Genomic DNA, 18,081 nt, shown 5'->3' with positions numbered 1-18,081 from the left:
GAATCCAACTATTAGCTCCTTTCAGAAATAAGTATTCACTACTACAGAAGAGCGATTAGATTTATTCGGCTGTCAGACCCTCTAGCTCCCCCGAGATATTCCAGATAGTCGTCCGTGTGTGCATCGGAAGGTTGGGGTCGTTCGAGACGTCGTTGAAGATGTTTATGGCGTTCGCCGCCCTCTCGCTGACCGGCTCCGAACTGTCGAGGAGATACTCCTGAGCCTCTTCGAGTGACTCACGTATGTTACGTGGAACCGACTCGTCGTCTATTATCTCGTCCAGCTTTTCCCCCGACTCACGGAGTGTCTCTTCGTCGCTCATGTTTGTGTTGGCGGATCTACCACAGCCAGTTACTTAAGTTCAAAGTTCTGCGCGTTGCGTTGGGTATTTATACGAGGTTCGTTATGTCGTAGACATGGAGATAAGATACCACGGACACGCATTCTTCGAGATAGAGGCTGAGAACGGCACACAGATACTCATCGATCCCTTTACCGAGGGCAACAACTGGAACGACGTCACCCCCGACGATTTCGACCCCGACGTCGTCGCGGTGACACACGGACATTTCGACCACGTCGCCGAGGCTCACGAGTTCGATGCGACCGTGATCGCACAGCCCGAGGTCGCGGGCTACTTAGGCAAGCAGGGACACGAAGACTCGGTAGGTATGAACGTCGGAGGAAGCTACGAGCACGACGGCGTCGAGTTCCAGATGACGAAGGCTTTCCACTCGTCGGGAACTCCGGGAGAGGCGGACTTCGACGGATACGGAGGTACCCCCGCTGGTTACGTCATAGACGACGGCGAGACTAGCTTCTACCACGCGGGTGACACCGCCCTATTCGGCGACATGGAGAAGGTCATCGGCGGAGTCTACGACCCCGACGTCGCTGCGGTTCCGATAGGCGACCATTTCACGATGGGCATAGACGAGGCGGCGGTCGCCGTCGACTGGCTCGGTGTAGAGACGGCTATACCCATCCATTACGACACCTTCCCGCCTATACAGCAGAATCCCGACGAGTTCGCGGAGAAGGTAGACGACGCTGAGGTCGAGATACTCGACGCCGGGGAAGGAATAAGAGCTTAGTTTAGTTAGTGTTAGTCAGCCGCTTCTAACTGATCCTCGCCGAGACCCGCTATTCTCTCGTCGTCGACCTCGACGGTGTAGGTGTTGCCTCCGAACATCGTCTCGCTGACCTGTACTACCTCTCCTTCCTCTCCGTTCTTGTCGTGGTACTCGTCCTTGAGTATGATGCTGTCTCCTTTCTCGAAGCTCATACACGTAGGAAGAAGTCGGTGGTCAAAAGAATTTGTTATTCGCTTTTTACATCTCGTCTTCTATGAAGCCGCGCGCGTCGTCGATCTCGTCGTGTGAGAGTTCGAAGGAGCCGTCGGGCGACTCGACTCTCAGACCCGACTGCGTGACCTCACCGATCACGGTGACCTCGAGATCGGTCGTCTCAGAGACAGCGTCGACGTCGTCGGTGACAAAGACCACTCTTCCGTAGGTCTCGTCGAAGGGATCTTCGTACTCGACTGAGGCTCCGTTCTCGCCACACATCTCGGCGAGAGCGACCACGAGACCGCCCTCCGAGGCGTCGTGTGACGCCGAGACGGATCGAAGGCGCGCTATCTCGACGGTGTCGTCAATTACGTCTCTCGGATCTGCGTCGGTGCCGTCGACGACGACTACGGAGTCTCCAACGTCGGCTTCCGAGAGGTCTGCGCGCGGGGCGTCAGGGTCGGGTGTCCTTCCGAAGACACCGACGCTGGGTGTGGGATTTACGGCGGTTCCGAACTCCTCCGACTCGTTGTAGAGGGAGACGTTTCCGCCGACGATAGGAACGTCTATCTCGTGAGCCATGTCTCCGAGACCGCCGACTGCATCGGCGAAGACGCCGTATACATCGGGTCTCTCCGGGTTTCCGAAGTTGAGACAGTCGACCATAGCGATGGGCTCGGCACCCTTGACGGCGAGGTTCATAGCGTTCTCGAAGACTACGTCGCGCGCGCCCTTCTCGGGGTCGGCGTCGACACGTTTCGAGTTACAGCCCGACGAGACCGCGAGACCCGTTCCGTCTATGTTGAGAACGCAGGCGTCGTCGCCCGGCTTTACGACTGTGCGTGTCTGAACCTCGTGGTCGTACTGTCGGTATACCCAACGCTTCGAGGCGTTGTTGGGGTCTGAGAGTAGATCGAGTGCGTCCTCCTCCGTGACGTCCCTGTCGGCGTTCGGCGCGTACTCCTCGACGTCGGGCTCCTCTATTCCGAGGTCGTGTGTCGGCGCGCCGTCGGCGAGATACTCCGCGGGGAGGTCGACGACTGTCTCTCCGTCGAACTCGGCGACGTATCTCTCTCCTTCTGTGACCTCGCCTATCACAGTCGCTTCGAGGTCGTACTTGTCGGCTATCTCCTCGACAGCCTCGACGTCGTCGGGTTCGAGTTCGAAGAGCATCCTCTCCTGTGACTCACTGAGGAGGATTTCGAGAGCGTTCATCCCTGTCTCGCGGAGATGTACCTCGTCCAAGTCGATACGTGCTCCCGTGTCGCCTATCGCCGCCATCTCGCTCGACGCTCCCGAGAGACCCGCCGCGCCGAGGTCACGTGCCGCCTTCGCGTACTCACGTATTTCGAGTGTCGCGTCTATCAGGAGCTTCTCTGTGTAGGGGTCACCGACCTGTACGGCGGGACGTTCCTCTGTCTCTGCCTCTTCACCTAAGTCTTCACTCGCGAAAGAGGCACCGCCTAAGCCGTCTCTACCGGTCGACGAGCCGACTAAGACGAGCTTGTTCCCGGGCTGCTTACATCCCGCAGTCATGACGTCATCCTTCTGTGCGACTCCGACACAGACGACGTTGACGAGCGGGTTTCCGTTGTACGACTCGTCGAAGAAGGTCTGTCCTCCGACGGTCGGGACGCCTATCGAGTTTCCGTAGTCGGAGATTCCGTCAACGACTCCGTCGAAGAGGTAACGCGTCTTCTCCCTCTCGAACTCGCCGAAGTAGATCGTGTCCATCAGAGCTATCGGACGAGCACCCATGCTGAGTATGTCACGGACTATCCCGCCGACACCAGTCGCGGCTCCGTCGTAGGGATCGACGTAAGAAGGATGGTTGTGGCTCTCCATTCCGACGGCTATGACTGTGTCGTCGTCGGCGTCGTCGGCGTTGAGTTCGAGGACAGCGGCGTCATCGCCGGGTCCTATGTAGACGTCGTCGGAGTCACTCGGCAGGTCGGAGAGAAACATACGCGACGATCTGTAGGCGCAGTGTTCGCTCCACAGGTTGACGAAGAGTGCTTCCTCGACCTCGTTCGGAGGTCTGTTCAGCTCTTCCTCGACGAGTTCGTAGTCGTCCTCGGAGAGTTCCATGTTGTGGTTGTGTTGTGTCTTAGCTGACTTACGCGTTCGTATTCGTATTCGTCAGCTTCAGAGGGAGACGTACTTCGCCGACTTGATTCCGTCCTCGGATGTGATCTCATCCCTGACCTCACGTGAGACTTCGGAGTCGACGTTTAGGACTATGATAGCCTCTCCGCCCGACGACTCACGCGCGTTGAACATTCCGGCTATGTTGATGCCGTGTTCTCCGAGCATCGAGCCGACGCGTCCTATCATTCCGGGTCTGTCCTCGTTGTGGATCACGAGCATATGTCCGTGGGGGAGAGCGTCGACACGGTAGTCGTCGATGTAGACAATCCTCGGCTCGTTCTTTCCGAAGAGTGTTCCCTCGACCTTCGTCTCGTCGCCGTCCTCGGTTCTGGCTGTGACTGAGACGAGAGAGACGAAGTCCTCAGTATGTCCCGTCTTCGACTCGGTGACCTTGACCCCTCTCTCCTCTGCTAAGACCGGAGCGTTTACGAAGTTGACGGGGTCGTCGAGTATGGGCTCGAGCATCCCCTTCTGTACCGAGACGGTGAGAGGCGATGTGTCCTCGTCGGCTATCTCTCCGCTGTACTCTATCTCAAGCTCCTCGGTGCTCGTGTCGGTTATCTGTGCTGTGAGCTTTCCTAGAGTCTCAGCGAGGTTGGCGTATGCCCTCATCTTGGGGCTTCCCGTGGCTGCGGGGGCGTTGAGTGCGTTCTCGGCGACGCCGCCTTCGAGAACGTCTATGACCTGTTCGACTATCGAGGTCGCGACGTTTCTCTGTGCCTCCTCCGTCGACGCACCGAGATGGGGAGTGACTATGATGTCCTCGACACCGAGTAGAGGCGAGTCCTTCGGAGGCTCCTCCTCGAAGACGTCGAAGGCGGCTCCCGCGATCTCTCCTGACTCGACGCCGTCTGCTATCGCCTCCTCGTCGACGACCCCTCCGCGTGAGGCGTGTACGAGACGCGCGTGATCCTGCATGGTCTCGACCTCGTCGTGGCTGATCATGTGGTGTGTCTCGTCCGTGAGAGGAGTGTGTACGGTAATGAAGTCACCACGTCTCAGAACCTCCTCCATCGACGCGAGTTCGGCTCCGAGCTCCTCGGCACGGCTCTCACTCACATAGGGGTCGAAGGCGACGAGATCCATTCCGAGCTTCGAGGCTCTCTTGGCGACCTGACCGCCTATACGTCCAAGCCCGAGCACGCCGAGAGTCTTGTTGTTGACCTCGACTCCTATGAAGTCGCTCTTTCTCCACTCTCCGTCCTTGAGCGAGTCGTGAGCCTGAGGTATGTTACGCGCCATCGAGAGCATCAGAGTCACTGCGTGTTCGGCGGCGGCAACGGTGTTGCCCTCGGGTGCGTTCGCGACGATTATACCTTTCTGTGTCGCGGCGTCGATGTCTATGTTGTCAACACCGACGCCCGCCCTGCCTATTATCTTGAGTCTGTCGGCGTTCTCGATGACCTTCGGCGTCATCTGTGTCCCACTCCGCACGATTATGGCGTCGTACTCGCCGATCTGGGAGGCGAGCTCGTCCTCAGTGAGTTCGGTCTTTATGTCGACGGCGTACGACTCTCTGAGACGCTCAACGCCCTCGTCTGAGATCGGGTCGCTGATTAGAACCTTCGGCATGCTGGTTTGTTCCAGAGAAGACGCCTTGAGGCTTTCTATACCTCTCTGGTCTCAGGTTCGTGAGTTCGTAAATCTGTGATTTGCGAGCTTCCACAAATCTCTGATTTGTGTTGTTGCAAGATCTCTGATCTTGCCTACACGCAAATCTTCGGTTTGCGACTGTAGCCAATCAAAGATTGGCATACCCACGAGAGCAAAGCTCTCGGGACGTTCAGAAATCTTCCGATTTCGTTAGCCCACGAGAACGGAGTTCTCGGGACGTTGACGAATCGCAGAGCGATTCGTTCGCACACCAGAACGCCTTGCGTTCTGGGGACGTTCGTCAGACTTCGTCTGACGAGCCCGCGAGAACGGAGTTCTCGGGACGTTCAGAAATCAAAGATTTCTGAGCCCACGAGAGCAAAGCTCTCGGGACGTTACGAAATCTTCCGATTTCGTTAGCCCGCGAGAGCAAAGCTCTCGGGACGCTTCCAAAATTGATTTATACTGATAAATCAGCATTATTCTATATATGTTAGAAGGCATGGATCTTTCGGGAGTCGAAAGCTACGAAGAGGCGAGAGAGGAGTTCGAGTGGGAGATTCCCGACAAGTTCAACATGGGTACGGCGGCGATAGACCAGCACGCCGACGACCGCGGGAGGGTCGCCCATTTCTGGGAGAACAAGTACGGTGAGAACGAGACGTGGACCTTCTGGCAGTTCCAGAAGAGAACCAACCAGTACGGAAACGCGCTCGACGACCTCGGTGTTACTCAGGACGACGTCGTCGCAGTACACGTTCCCCAGCAGCCCGAGACGATAGTCGCACACACCGGAACGTGGAGGTACGGCGCTATCTCACTGCCTCTCGCGTACACCTTTGAGAAGGACGGAATCAGGTACAGGCTCAACGACTCCGAGGCGAAGGCGATAGTCGTCCACCACACAAAGATGGACACTATACGTGAGATAAAGGACGACGTCGACTCTCTCGAACACATACTCATAGTCGGAGACGGAGAGCCCGAGGACGGCGACGAGATACTCTTCAACGACTACCTCGACGAGAAGTCGACCGAGTTCGAGCCCGCCGACACCACACCTGAGGACGACTGTCTCCTGATGTACACCTCGGGTACTACGGGAGACCCCAAGGGAGTCCTCCACGGACACAGAATCCTTATAGGACATCTCCCCGGCTTCCAGATGCTCCACAACATGGAGATGGAAGGCGTCTACTACACACCCGCTGACTGGGCGTGGGCGGGAGGAATGTTCGACTGTCTCGTCCCCGCTCTCTACTACGGACAGCCCGTCGTGGGTACCAACCTCGGCAAGTTCATACCCGAGCAGCAGTACGAGCTCATGGAGAAGTTCGGCATCAGCCACGGATTCGTACCTCCGACGGCTCTCAACATGCTGAGACAGGAGGACGACGACCCCTACGACCTCGAACTAGAGTTCATCGTCTCGGGAGGAGAGTCGCTCACACCCGAGGCTCTCGAATGGGGACAGGAACGCGGCATCCATATAAACGAGCTCTACGGACAGACAGAGGCGAACCTCCTCGTCGGAAACTGCGACAAGCTCTGGGACGTCAAGCCCGGCAGCATGGGACTTCCGTTCCCCGGACACGAGGTCGAGGTCATAGACCAGGATACTCTAGAGCCGTGTGAGCCCCGCGAACTCGGCGAGATCGCCCTCAAGGCGGACGACCCCGTCAAGTTCAAGAAGTACATAAACAAGCCCGAGAAGACCGAGGAGGTACACGAGGGCGACTGGTACCTCACCGGAGATCTCGCCGAGAAGGACGAGGACGGCTTCATCTGGTTCCAGTCGAGAGACGACGACCTCATCATATCGTCGGGCTACCGCATAGGACCCGTCGAGGTCGAGAACGAGATCATGGAAGTCGAGGAGATCGCCGAGGTCGCTGTCGTGGGCATTCCCGACGAGGTTAGAGGAAACATAGTCAAGGCTTACGTCCAGGTTGCAGACGACGCCGAGCCTTCCGACGAACTCAGGGAGAAGATACAGGATCACGTCAAGAACAACCTCGCAAAGCACGAGTACCCGCGTGAACTCGACTTCGTCGACGACTTCCCGAAGACTGCGACAGGGAAGATACGTAGGAAGACTCTCAGAGACCGCGAGATAGAGAAACAGCAGGATTAGGCTGGCTTTCTCCTAACTAGCTTTTCTATTATCATATCCCAACCGAGCAACAAAGCCAAATTTAATTATATCTCGTACTTCTTAATAGGACAGATGGGTGCAACTTCGGGGCTGAGTCGGAAGGAACGTATACCCTTCGGGCTCGCGACCCTCGACACTATGTTTAACGGCGGCGTTCCGCGCGGAAGCTTCGTACTTCTGTCGGGAGAGACGGGAGCCGGAGCCCCCGAGTTCGCATACACGAGTGCCGCTATGGTTCTGATGGCGAGACACGCCCCCGACAGGTTCTCTGTCTACCACGGCGGCGAGTTCGAGGAGTCTAATCTGCCGAGCGACATACATTACCTGAGCTTCACGAGGAGCGAGTCGGACGTCCTCAACGAACTCAGGTACGTCCTCAACGAAGAGATGTACGAGATTCTGACCGAGAACCTCGTCTTCAGGGACTTCTCGAAGTCTTACTTCCACAACACTGCTGTTCCGAGATCCTGGATAGGCGAGGAGCTCAGGGGTCTAAAAGGGCTAGGGGCTTCCGAGGGATCCGAGGGTCTACTCTCGGAGTTCGCCGACTACCTAGACAGAAACGCGGGCGACAACCTCATAATAATCGACTCACTCACGTCGCTAGTGAGGGCGACCAACGTCCGTATAGACTGGAGCGACCTCCTAGTTCTCCTCGCGGGTCTCCAGAAGATGTCGAAGGAGTGGAACGGTCTCATATACGGTCTCTTAGACGAGAAGACACTCACGCAGAACAGACACGAGGAGATATCCGCGACTCTCGACGGCACTCTCCATTTCGAGTGGGCAAAGGGGGAGATGCAGAGACAGAGGACTATGTACATAGGCTCGTTCAGAGGAGCGATGGCTGAGCTCAGCGAAAACGAGAACGACGTCTATGAGACGAGCGTGACCGACGAGGGATTCGAGATAAGTAGTATAAGAAAGTACGGGTGAGAGAAGAGGATGTCAGACGAAGGTGACGAAGACTTCGGCTTCGGAGAGTTCGGCGACGACGAAGGCAACACTGAGGAAGAGCCAGAGCCGGAGTTAGAGCGAGTAGACGACGAGGCGGGCGACCTAGGTGATCCGGATGACTGGTTCCCCGACGTGACGAAGGGGAAGGACAAAGGCGACGAGGAGGGACTGAGGGTCGGAGAGAACCGTATAAGGACGGGTGTCAACGGTCTCGACGAGATGATCGACCGCGGAATACCACGCGGAAGCATGATAGCGACCGTCGGAAGTCCGGGTACGGGTAAGACGACCTTCGGGATGCAGTTCATCCACGAGGGACTCTCGAACGGAGAGAAATGCGTCTTCTTCGCGCTCGAACAGACCGAGGACTCGGTGAGATCGACCGCCGACAGTATGGGCTGGGAGTTCAGCAGGTACGAGGACGAGGGCTCTCTCGAAATCGTGCATATGAACCCCGTCGAGGTCGCCACGAGCCTCAACAGCATACGTAACGAACTCCCACGTATGCTCACCGACTTCGGAGCGAGCCGTGTCGTCTTCGACTCGGTGACACTCATAGAGATGATGTTCGACACAGCGGGGGAGAGACGTAACCAGGTCTTCAGGTTCGGAAAGAGTCTCAAGGACGCCGGAATAACAGTTCTGATGACGAGCGAGGCGTCGGACGACGACGCCTACAAGTCGAAGTACGGCATAATAGAGTATCTCGCTGATGCCTTCGTAGTCCTGCGTTACGTGCGTGAGGAGGGCGGCTCAGGGACACGGATGGCAGTCGAGATAGTCAAGATACGTGACACGTCCCACTCACGCAGTATAAGACCCTACGAACTCACATCGGAGGGGATAGAGGTCTACTCACGCGCGAGTATATTCTGACTTCTACTTCTGACACCGGAAAAACAGATGGAGAAAGCCGAAACCCGAGTTGGGTTTTAGTTTATCTTAGTACTTGACCTTTATCGCGTCGACGGGGCAGACGTCCTCACACAGGTAGCATCCTATGCAGTCGTCCTCACGTGCGGGGTCTGCCTTCTCCTCCGACTCGGGGTGGTCGGGAGTGTCTATCCAGTCGAAGACGTCGACGGGGCAGTCCTCTAGACACGCGCCGTCTGCTATACATATGTCGAAGTCGACGGCAACACGGGTTCCGTGTATACCGAGTTCCTCGGGCTCATTTACGGGACCCCAGACGTCGTGTCCGTTGTGCTGGTCTACAACCTCTCTGTTGTCCTCAAAGTCTGGATCTATCGCCATACTGAATTACAAATGATCTTTTAGTATTATAATGTTTACGCTACGACTCCTCGAACTCGACGGAGAGCCAGTCGGCTGCGTCCTCGACCTCGTCCTCGTCGCCGGAGGTGAGCTTGACGCGTACCTCCTCACCCTCTCCGCCGGGGTAGCTTCCGACCTGTACGTCGAATTTTTGACGCACCTCTTCGAGGTATCCGATTATCTGACTCTCGTACATCGTGGTGTAGACGAACCTCGTGTATGTCTCGTCCCCCTCGAACTCGTCCTTGACTTTCTCGAACATCGACTTCATCTCGACGGGAACCCCGGGGAAGACGTAGACGTTCTCGACTATGCATCCCGGCGCGACGCCCTCGTGGTTCATGACGACGCGGCAGTTCTCGGGAAGCTCCGCTGTGGCTTCGAGGCTCGTCTGCCCCGCGTACCCCTCGCGCAGGTATTCGAGAGCCTCGTCGTTGACTTCGATGTTCCTGTCTAAGCCCCGTCCGACCGCCTCGACGGTGACGTCGTCGTGGGTGGGTCCGAGACCCCCTGTGACTACGACGGCGTCGTAGAGACGGCTGTGTTCGCTCACTGTGGACGAGATGTCGGCGACCCTGTCGGGCAGAACACAGATACGTTCGACGTCTACACCGATCTCAGAGAGACGCGAGGCTAGCCAAGTCGAGTTGGTGTTCTGTATGTCTCCGTCGAGTATCTCGTCGCCGACGTTGAGTATGGATACCTTCAAGGCGGTGTCTGGTCTGTTTAGTGGTCGTGATCGTGTTCGTGTTCGTGTTCGTGTTCGTCAGCAGCCTGTATGTCCTCGGCTATCTCCTCGGCGGAGACTTCCTCGCCGCCCTCGTTGGGAACGACCTCAGGTCCGAGCCCTCCCATTCCCATGCCCATTCCCTCGCCTGCGTCTATAGTCTCCCTCACGACGACTCTCTCGACGTCTAGCTGGTCAATTATCTCCTGTGCGACCTGGTTCTTGCCGATTATCCAGTTCTGGTTCATCGAGAGCTCGGGGGTCTGTTCTATGTAGAGGGTCTCGACCTCGACTTCCTCCTCTTCCTCAGTCTCGTCGCCGTCGTCGGTCTCGACGACCTCTGTTTCGGTCTTCGTCTCGGTGCCGAGCGTGACGTCGACCTCAGCACCAGCGTTGAGTAAGACGAGAGCCTCCGCCTTCTCGACTTTACCTTCGACAGTGTCGACTACCTCGAAGTCGTACTCTATATCCTGTCCCGCGAGAGGGTGGTTGAAGTCGACTCTCGCGCGTCCTCCGACGACTGTCTCTATGTATCCCTGCTGTCCGTCTACCTCGACCTGAGCACCGGGGTAACGGTTCTCCTCGTCTATCTTCTTGACGTTGACTGTCTCGACGTTCTCGGGGTCGTACTCTCCGAAGGCGTCGGCGGCGTCGATAGTTATCTCCCCCGAGTATCCGACGTCCTCACCTATGATCTCGTCCTCGACCTCCTCGAATATCTGTCCCTCACCTACTATGATGGGCTGGGGCTCGAAGCTCCTACCTTCCTCGTCAAGACCCTCTTCGTCTGCGACTTCCTGTCTCGTAGTGTCAACGACAGTGCCTTCCTCAGTCGTCGCGGTGTAGTCTATGAGTATGAAGTCTCCTTCCTGAATCCCCTGCGTCTCGTTCTCGTCCTCAGACTCTTCAGCTTCTTGGTCAGTCATAGAGTAAGACAGACGGCTTAGATACTTAATCTGTTTGTTTGTTAAGCCACCAAGAGAGACGAGCCGTGGAGGTTAAGTGTGACCGCAACCTACTTCTCCGTAGTTATGGAGTTCTGTCCAGAGTGTGGCTCGATGATGTACCTAGATGGCGGCGTCTTCAAGTGCAAGGAGTGTGGCGCGGTCAAGGTGAAGGAAGACGACGCCGACTACACGACAACTGAGGAGGGTGGACGGGGCGAAGTCACCGTCCTTGAGGACGAAGAGGACAAGGGTCTGCCGACCACGGAGGAGACGTGTCCCGAATGTGGCAACGACACAGCCTACTGGTACCTCCAGCAGACGCGCGCCGCGGACGAGTCGGAGACACGTTTCTACATCTGTACCGAGTGCGACCACAAGTGGAGGGACTACGACTGAGATAGCTCGACGTACGCGCCGACGTCGTAAGCTTAAAATCCCGAAGAGACAACTCTAGACTGGAGGGTCGGTAGTCTAGTTGGTCATGACACCGCCTTCACACGGCGGAGGCCGTCGGTTCGAACCCGACCCGACCCATATCCACCCTTTTATACGGTTTCGCGGTTTAGTGTTAGACACACATGTCTGTGGTTTCTGCCATATCGGAGGAGCTAGGTCTCAAGGGTCATCTCACGGAGTCCGACAGACATCTCTTGGCTTACTCGACGACAGCCCACTCGCTCAACCACGCTGTGATGCTCTCGATTCCGATTCTGGTGCCGATCTGGGTCACTGAGTTCGGAGTCACGAGATACACGCTCGGACTCGTCGTGACTGCGATGGCGGCTCTCTTCGGAGTAACGTCGCTGCCCGCTGGGGTCATAAGTGACAGGCTCGGAGCCGACACCGCGATAGACCTCTTCCTCTTCGGAACCGGAGTGGCTTTACTGGGTGTTTTAGCCGTCGACAGCTTCGCTAGTCTCGGTCTCGTCGTCGCACTCGCGGGGGCGGGCGCGGGTCTCTACCACTCACCCGCTCTCAGCCTCATAAGCAGACGTGCCGACGAGCCGAGCAAGGGGTTCGCGTACCACGGTCTCGGCGCGAACATAGGCATAGGTCTCGGTCCTCTGGGAGTGACTGTCGGACTCACATTCACCGACTGGAGGACGCTCCTCGTTGTCCTCGGCGCGTCACTCGTCGTCTTCGGCTTCGTCTTCCGTCTGTGGGGACCCGACGACCCCGTCGAATCAGACGACGAGGTCAAAGCTGACGCTGATGGCAAGAGTAGTCTACTCGGACAGATGAGTTCTTTCGCGACCGTGGGATTCGCCGCGGTCGTCGGCGTCTATATCTTCGCGGGGATGTACTACAGAGGGTCGCTGACTTTCCTTCCCGACTTCCTCAACACCGTCTCGTCTCTCCCGGATCTCGAAGTAGCGGGGAAGGAGATAGAGTCGGGACGTTGGGTCTACTCGACGATACTCCTCATAGGGTCTGTGGGTCAGATAGTCGGAGGTAACCTGGGAGAGAGGTTCGAAGTCGAGACAGTTCTGAAGGGGGTCTACGTTGCGACGAGCGCGTCTTTCGTCGTGCTGGGTCTCGGGTCAGGTAGATGGATACTCGCGGGCGGAGTTGCATTCGGTGCTCTCCTCTTTACACTTCCGCCTCTACACTCGACAGTCGTCACTAAGTACCTCCCCGAGGACAACAGGGGTGTGGGTTTCGGTCTCGTCTTCGGAATAAACTTCGGAGTCGGAGCCGTCGGCGCGGCTCTCGCGGGATGGGTTCTGACCCAGACGGGAAACAACTACGGATTGATGTTTTTCCTCCTCGCCGTCTTTCCTCTCGGATCGCTCGTCTCTATAATAGCTCTGAAACGCGTGTCGGGAGGCGAACCAGTCGTGAGTATGTAATGTAGAAAAGAACTATATGTCTCACAGCCGTCTTGGGGTCTATGCCGGGGACAGAGACACAGAGAACAGCCGAGTTCAGACGTATAACGGAGCTAGAGTCGGAGTCACCAACGCTCATTGAGGGTCTTCCGGGACACGGTCTCGTGGCTTCGATAGCCGTCGACCAGATAACAAAACAGCTACAGCTCGAAAAACACGGTGTGATACAGTCGGAAGAGTTCCCGCCCGTGGCGACTTTCAGTGACGGGAAGGTGGGTGATCTTGTACGTGTCTACGCCGGAGAGGAGCCGAGTATAATGACGTTACAGAGCGACATGGCACTCCCGCCGAACGCCTTCGATCCGCTTGGCGACTGTGTCCTCAACGACCTCGCCGACGAGTTCGAGAAGGCTGTCTTCTTAGCCGGATCGCCCGCTCAGTCGGAGGAGACAGTCGGAACCGTGAGAGGTGTCGCGACTACCGACGGAATGAAGAAGAAGCTCGAAGACGCCGGGATCGAGATACCCGAGGACAGAGGTATCGTCGGCGGTATCACGGGATCGCTCGTCAACGACTGTTACCACGCAGACGTCCCCGCCGCGGTTCTGATAGTAGAGGCGAACCCGTATCTGCCTGACCCAAAAGCCGCGAGGAGTGTGGTAGAAGAGGCTCTTGAACCCCTCCTAGGCTTCGACATAGACACATCGGAGCTCGTCGAACAGGCTGAGGAGATACAGAGACAGAAACAGCAGATAGCACAGCAGCTCAAGCAGAGACAGGCACAGGGACAGACACAAGAGCCGAGCGGTGGACCCGGTATGTACCAGTGAGAGTGAGAGTGAGAGTGAGATCCTCAGTCGGTGTTGTCGCAGTCTATGTGATCCTCGTCACCTCGTCACAGTCGCGGGATGTACCGCGCCGACCGACGGAACTGACAGCGAGAGGGAGAGTCTGAGTAGTGTGGTGTGGCGTGGGAACCAAAGACAAACGACAAACGGCATAAACACCCAAGAACTACACGGCGTATGGGTATGAAGAAACGCAGTCTGGGGGAGATTGAGGTCTCTGAGGTCGGATTCGGGGGATGGGGAATAGGAGGAGACGAGTACGGCAACTCTTACGGTCCTACCGACGACGACGAGTCGGTAGCCGCTGTACGTAAGGCGCGCGAACTCGGCGTCGATTTCTTCGACACAGCCGATGTCTACGGACACGGACACTCGGAGGAGATACTCGCCGAGGCAGTCGAGACGAACTCCGACGACATACGTGTCTGCACGAAGGGAGGAGCCGACTTCTACCAGGACGGCGATATGAACTTCGACTCCCAGTACATAAAGTACGCCGCGGTCAAGAGCATAGAACGTCTCAGGACGGATTATATAGACGTCTACATGCTCCAGAACCCGCCGCGTAAGGCACTCTCCGACTCCGACACCTACGCACCCCTCAGAAGGATGAAGGACGAGGGCGTGATTGGACAGTACGGCGTCTCTGTACACGAGCCAGCAGAGGGACGTATCGCCGCAGAGACGGGAGACGTAGACGTCGTCGAGGTCGGCTTCAACATAATAAAGAAGGGCGCCAAGAGATACCTCTTCGACTACGCCGAGGACAACGACGTGAGTATAGTCGCGCGTGAGCCCCTCGCCAACGGCTTCCTGACGGGAAAGTACGACGAAGACCACGACTTTCCGACGACCGACATGAGAAAGGGAATGCCCGACGAACTCGTGAGACAGAGAGTGCGCGCGGGAAACGAACTCAAGAGGCTTGTCGAGGAGGAGGACAAGGATTACAGCCCCACACAGGCGGCTATAAAGTATGTACTCGCACACGACGCTGTCTCTGTGACTATACCCGGCGCGAAGACTCCCGAACAGGTTGAGGAGAACGTCGCCGCGGCGACCGAGTACGAGCCGATGTCAGACGAGATGGTCGAGAAGATAGAGTCTCTGGTGTTCTGATATGGATCGGCAGGAACGCGCACAGGAGGTCTACGAACGTCTGGAGGAGGAGTACCCCGAGGCACACACTACACTCGACTACGAGACTCCGTTTCAGCTTCTCGTAGCCACGGTTCTGTCGGCACAGTGTACCGACGAGCGCGTGAACAAGGTCACAACCGAACTCTTCGACGAGTATCCGACGCCCGAGGCGATGGCAGAGGCGGACGAGGATAGACTGAAGGAGATTATCCGTTCGACGGGCTACTACAACTCGAAGTCGGATTACCTTTTAGAGTCGTCGCGGCGTATAGTCGAGGAGTACGGCGGCGAGGTGCCGAGGAGCATGGACGAACTCACGACACTCAAGGGAGTAGCGAGGAAGACCGCCAATGTCGTCCTCTCGAATGCCTTCGACAGCCACGAGGGAATAGCAGTCGACACACACGTTCAGCGGGTCTCGCAGCGTCTCGGTATCACAGAAGAGGAGAAGCCCGAGAGGATAGAGGAAGACCTGATGGAGATATACGACAGAGACCAGTGGAGGCTCGTCTCACATCTCCTGATATTCCACGGAAGGGCGACGTGTACGGCGAGATCGCCCGACTGCGGTGACTGTGTCCTCGAAGACATCTGTCCGTCGTCGGAACTCTGACCCGTAGTTCTAACCGAAAGTATCAAACCCTCGGGACGTCTACCTTTATGCACTATGAAGATGCCGAGACGTTTCAGGACTTACTGTCCCAACTGTGACTCCCACCAGGAGATGGAAGTCGAGAAGGTACAGAGAGGACGAGAGACGGGTATGAAATGGATAGACCGACAGAGGGAACGCAACTCGGGAATAGGTAACGACGGTAAGTTCTCGAAGGTTCCGGGAGGAAACAAGCCGACTAAGAAGACAGACCTGCGTTACAGATGCAGTGAGTGTGGCAAGGCACATCTCAGAGAGGGATGGAGAGCCGGAAAGCTCGAACTGGAGGACTAAGATGGCGGGAAGATTCCTCAAGGTCAGATGTGACGACTGTGAGAACGAACAGGTAGTCTTCGAGAAGGCGGCTTCGGAGGTACCGTGTGCGGTCTGTGGCTCGACTCTCGTGGTTCCGACGGGAGGAGAGGCAGAGATACAGGGAGACGTAGTAGAGGTAGCGGAGGCGCGGTAGACGGATGAAGTACAGCGGCTGGCCTGATCCCGGAGAGCTCGTCGTGGGTAAGGTTACAGAGGTCGAGGACTTCGGTGCCTTCGTCGACCTCATCGAGTACGAGGATAAGGAGGGTCTCGTCCACGTCTCGGAGGTCTCGAGCGGCTGGGTCAAGTACATACGTGACTACGTCCGCGAGGATCAGACAGTCGTCTGTAAGGTTCTGGACGTCGACAGGGAGAGCCACCAGATAGACCTCTCGATCAAGGACGTCAACGACAAGCAGAAGAGGACGAAGATACAGGAGTGGAAGAACGAACAGAAAGCCGACAAATGGGTCTCGATGGCTCTCGAAGACGAAGAGGTCGACGTCGAAGACACAGACGAGGCTTTCACACGTGTCGCCGAAGCCCTCATAAATACCTACGGCACTATGTACGAGGCTCTCGAGGAGGCGGCGAAGGGCGGTGTCGAGGTAATCGAGGAAGCCGAAGTAGAGCCCGAGATCGCTGAGAGCATCACGAGGGTCGCGCGCGAGAACGTCAGCGTCCCCTACGTCGAGATAGACGGCTTCGTCGACCTTGAGACGCTGTCTCTCGGAGGAGTAGACGACATAAAGAAAGCCCTCGAAGAGATAGGATACGACGGCGAGGAGGAGGTCGAGATAGACGTCGAGTACGTCTCGGCACCTGAGTACCGTATAACCGCGAAGGCACACGACTACAAGACCGCCGAGAGGGCGGTCGAGGAAGCCGCTCAGAAGGCTGTCGACAGGATAAGAGACCTCGGAGGTACGGGAGAGTACCACTCTAAGTCACGGACTGCGGAAGCTTAGCTACAGCTACATGAAATCCGTCATAAGGAGATGTCTCTCGGACGAACACGAAAAGCCCGTATACAGCTTAGGTGAGACGTGTCGAGTCTGTGGAAAAGAGACAGAGAACAGTTCACCGCCTCGTTTTTCACCCAAGGACAAGTACGGTAACTACAGGAGGAAGACAAAATGGGAAGATCACAGATAGAGACAGAAGAGATAGCCGTCGAGGAGGTCACAGACGTCGAAGTAGAGAGCCCGGTTCTTATAGAGGGGCTCCCGGGAGTCGGACACGTCGGGAAGCTCGTCTCGGATCATATAGTCGGTGAGTTCGAGTCGGAGGTCGTGAGACGTATCTACTCACAGCATTTCCCTCCTCAGTCGGAGGTCGACGACGAGGGGATGGCTGAGCTAGTCAGCATAGAGCTCCACCACTGTGAGGTCGAGGGGAACGACTTCCTCGTACTTACTGGCGACCACCAGTCACAGACGATGGACGGACATTACAAGATAACGGGACGTGTCCTCGACATCGCCGAGGAGTTCGGCGTCGAGAGAGTCTACACACTCGGTGGCGTCCCGACGGGCGAGTTAGTCGAGGAGTACGACGTCTACGGCGCGGCTAACGACCGCGACTTCTTAGAGGAGACGAAAGAACTCGGAGTCGACTTCGAGAGCGACGAGCCCGCTGGTGGCATAGTCGGAATATCGGGTCTCCTACTCGGGTTAGGAGAACAGAGAGGAGTACCCGCTGTCTGTCTCATGGGAGAGACGAGCGGCTACATGGTCGATCCCAAGAGCGCACAGGCAGTCTTAGAAGTCCTGACCCAGGCACTCGGCTTCGAGGTCGACATGGAGGAGCTTGAGGAACGCGCCGAGGAGATGGAAGAGGTCGTACAGCGTCTCCAGGACATGAACCAGATACAGCAGTCCCCGTCGGCGGCGGGAGACAACGACCTGAGGTACATAGGGTAATAAATAATGCCAGTGAAGAGAGACTCAGACGTCAAGTTGGAGAAGGTCGGAAGAGGCGACGGAGTTGAGGTGAGGCGTTTCATCACGGAGGACGACGGTGCCCCCAACTTCAACCTGAGGAAGTTCTACATGGAGCCCGGTGGCGGTATGCCGAGACATTACCATCCCGAGACCGAACACGAACAGTACGTGATACAGGGAGAGATACGTCTGACACTTGGGGGCGGCGACGAACACGAACACGAACACGAACACGAACACGAACACGAACACGAACACGAACA

The 18,081-nt window shown here is 56.9% G+C and carries 22 protein-coding genes and 1 tRNA gene; 16 read left to right on the top strand and 7 right to left on the bottom strand.

The features are described from left to right. Positions 1-61 precede the first annotated feature (61 nt). Positions 62-322: a UPF0147 family protein gene (locus SV253_00935; GenBank protein ID MDY6774651.1), complete on the bottom strand. Its 261-nt coding sequence runs from the start codon at positions 320-322 to the stop codon at positions 62-64. 94 nt (positions 323-416) lie between these two features. Between SV253_00935 and SV253_00930 the strand changes: the two genes are divergently transcribed. After that, entirely contained in the window at positions 417-1,094 is a 678-nt protein-coding gene (locus SV253_00930; protein MDY6774650.1) for a metal-dependent hydrolase, read from the top strand. 11 nt (positions 1,095-1,105) lie between these two features. On the opposite strand, the gene SV253_00925 is transcribed toward SV253_00930, so the two are convergent. The 3 genes from SV253_00925 to serA are packed head-to-tail and all read right to left on the bottom strand — an operon-like array spanning position 1,106 to position 5,009. After that, positions 1,106-1,285: a DUF1918 domain-containing protein gene (locus SV253_00925; protein MDY6774649.1), complete on the bottom strand. Its 180-nt coding sequence runs from the start codon at positions 1,283-1,285 to the stop codon at positions 1,106-1,108. 46 nt (positions 1,286-1,331) lie between these two features. Continuing rightward, positions 1,332-3,419 carry a phosphoribosylformylglycinamidine synthase subunit PurL gene (gene purL / locus SV253_00920; protein ID MDY6774648.1) on the bottom strand — a complete coding sequence of 696 codons (2,088 nt, stop codon included), beginning with the start codon at positions 3,417-3,419 and terminating at the stop codon, positions 1,332-1,334. A 15-nt stretch (positions 3,420-3,434) separates the two neighbouring features. After that, positions 3,435-5,009, bottom strand: a complete 1,575-nt coding sequence (gene serA, locus SV253_00915; protein MDY6774647.1) for a phosphoglycerate dehydrogenase — start codon at positions 5,007-5,009, stop codon at positions 3,435-3,437. A gap of 511 nt (positions 5,010-5,520) precedes the next feature. On the opposite strand from serA, the gene SV253_00910 reads away from it, so the two are divergent. The 3 genes from SV253_00910 to SV253_00900 all read left to right on the top strand — a co-directional run bounded on the left by SV253_00910 (position 5,521) and on the right by SV253_00900 (position 9,018). Next, positions 5,521-7,164 (top strand): AMP-binding protein, encoded by a 1,644-nt coding sequence (locus SV253_00910; GenBank protein ID MDY6774646.1) that lies wholly within the window; start codon positions 5,521-5,523, stop codon positions 7,162-7,164. Between the two features lie 93 nt (positions 7,165-7,257). Continuing rightward, positions 7,258-8,121 (top strand): HTR-like protein, encoded by an 864-nt coding sequence (locus SV253_00905; GenBank protein ID MDY6774645.1) that lies wholly within the window; start codon positions 7,258-7,260, stop codon positions 8,119-8,121. A gap of 9 nt (positions 8,122-8,130) precedes the next feature. Then, a complete protein-coding gene (locus SV253_00900) occupies positions 8,131-9,018 on the top strand; it encodes a KaiC domain-containing protein (GenBank protein MDY6774644.1) in 888 nt (295 codons plus the stop codon). 66 nt (positions 9,019-9,084) lie between these two features. Here the strand turns inward: SV253_00900 and SV253_00895 are convergent, their stop codons facing one another. The 3 genes from SV253_00895 to SV253_00885 are packed head-to-tail and all read right to left on the bottom strand — an operon-like array spanning position 9,085 to position 11,070. Next, the gene (locus SV253_00895) at positions 9,085-9,396 is read right to left on the bottom strand and encodes a ferredoxin family protein (protein ID MDY6774643.1); all 312 of its coding nucleotides are present in this window, start codon (positions 9,394-9,396) and stop codon (positions 9,085-9,087) included. 40 nt (positions 9,397-9,436) lie between these two features. Next, entirely contained in the window at positions 9,437-10,126 is a 690-nt protein-coding gene (locus SV253_00890) for a molybdopterin-binding protein (protein ID MDY6774642.1), read from the bottom strand. 17 nt (positions 10,127-10,143) lie between these two features. Next, a complete protein-coding gene (locus SV253_00885) occupies positions 10,144-11,070 on the bottom strand; it encodes a peptidylprolyl isomerase (protein MDY6774641.1) in 927 nt (308 codons plus the stop codon). Positions 11,071-11,175: 105 nt separating this feature from the next. Here SV253_00885 and SV253_00880 point away from each other — a divergent pair, with 105 nt between their 5' ends. The 12 genes from SV253_00880 to SV253_00825 form a co-directional block, all read left to right on the top strand. Next, a complete protein-coding gene (locus tag SV253_00880; GenBank protein MDY6774640.1) occupies positions 11,176-11,487 on the top strand; it encodes a transcription factor S in 312 nt (103 codons plus the stop codon). Positions 11,488-11,551: 64 nt separating this feature from the next. Next, positions 11,552-11,625 (top strand) — tRNA-Val (locus tag SV253_00875). Positions 11,626-11,669: 44 nt separating this feature from the next. Then, positions 11,670-12,941, top strand: a complete 1,272-nt coding sequence (locus tag SV253_00870) for an MFS transporter (protein MDY6774639.1) — start codon at positions 11,670-11,672, stop codon at positions 12,939-12,941. A 41-nt stretch (positions 12,942-12,982) separates the two neighbouring features. Continuing rightward, positions 12,983-13,750 (top strand): PAC2 family protein, encoded by a 768-nt coding sequence (locus SV253_00865; GenBank protein MDY6774638.1) that lies wholly within the window; start codon positions 12,983-12,985, stop codon positions 13,748-13,750. Between the two features lie 201 nt (positions 13,751-13,951). Next, complete coding sequence (locus tag SV253_00860; protein MDY6774637.1) at positions 13,952-14,887, top strand: aldo/keto reductase; 936 nt, start codon at positions 13,952-13,954, stop codon at positions 14,885-14,887. A gap of 1 nt (position 14,888) precedes the next feature. Beyond that, on the top strand, positions 14,889-15,521 hold the full coding sequence (gene nth, locus SV253_00855) for an endonuclease III (GenBank protein ID MDY6774636.1): 633 nt from the start codon (positions 14,889-14,891) through the stop codon (positions 15,519-15,521). 54 nt (positions 15,522-15,575) lie between these two features. Beyond that, entirely contained in the window at positions 15,576-15,854 is a 279-nt protein-coding gene (locus SV253_00850; protein MDY6774635.1) for a 50S ribosomal protein L44e, read from the top strand. Position 15,855: 1 nt separating this feature from the next. After that, a complete protein-coding gene (locus SV253_00845; GenBank protein MDY6774634.1) occupies positions 15,856-16,029 on the top strand; it encodes a 30S ribosomal protein S27e in 174 nt (57 codons plus the stop codon). A gap of 4 nt (positions 16,030-16,033) precedes the next feature. Next, positions 16,034-16,843 (top strand): translation initiation factor IF-2 subunit alpha, encoded by an 810-nt coding sequence (locus SV253_00840; GenBank protein ID MDY6774633.1) that lies wholly within the window; start codon positions 16,034-16,036, stop codon positions 16,841-16,843. A gap of 10 nt (positions 16,844-16,853) precedes the next feature. After that, positions 16,854-17,030, top strand: a complete 177-nt coding sequence (locus SV253_00835; GenBank protein MDY6774632.1) for an RNA-protein complex protein Nop10 — start codon at positions 16,854-16,856, stop codon at positions 17,028-17,030. Then, positions 17,012-17,797, top strand: a complete 786-nt coding sequence (locus SV253_00830; protein MDY6774631.1) for a proteasome assembly chaperone family protein — start codon at positions 17,012-17,014, stop codon at positions 17,795-17,797. The genes SV253_00835 and SV253_00830 overlap by 19 nt, the downstream gene beginning before the upstream one ends. 6 nt (positions 17,798-17,803) lie before the next feature. Continuing rightward, positions 17,804-18,081: hypothetical protein (locus SV253_00825; GenBank protein MDY6774630.1), on the top strand; the 278-nt coding region annotated here is incomplete at its 3' end.

The sequence above is a fragment of the Candidatus Afararchaeum irisae genome (assembly GCA_034190545.1).
Taxonomy (GTDB): Archaea; Halobacteriota; Halobacteria; order Halobacteriales; family Afararchaeaceae; genus Afararchaeum; species Afararchaeum irisae.
Note: the sequence above shows the minus strand (reverse complement) of the source record. Positions and strands in the feature narration are given on the sequence as shown.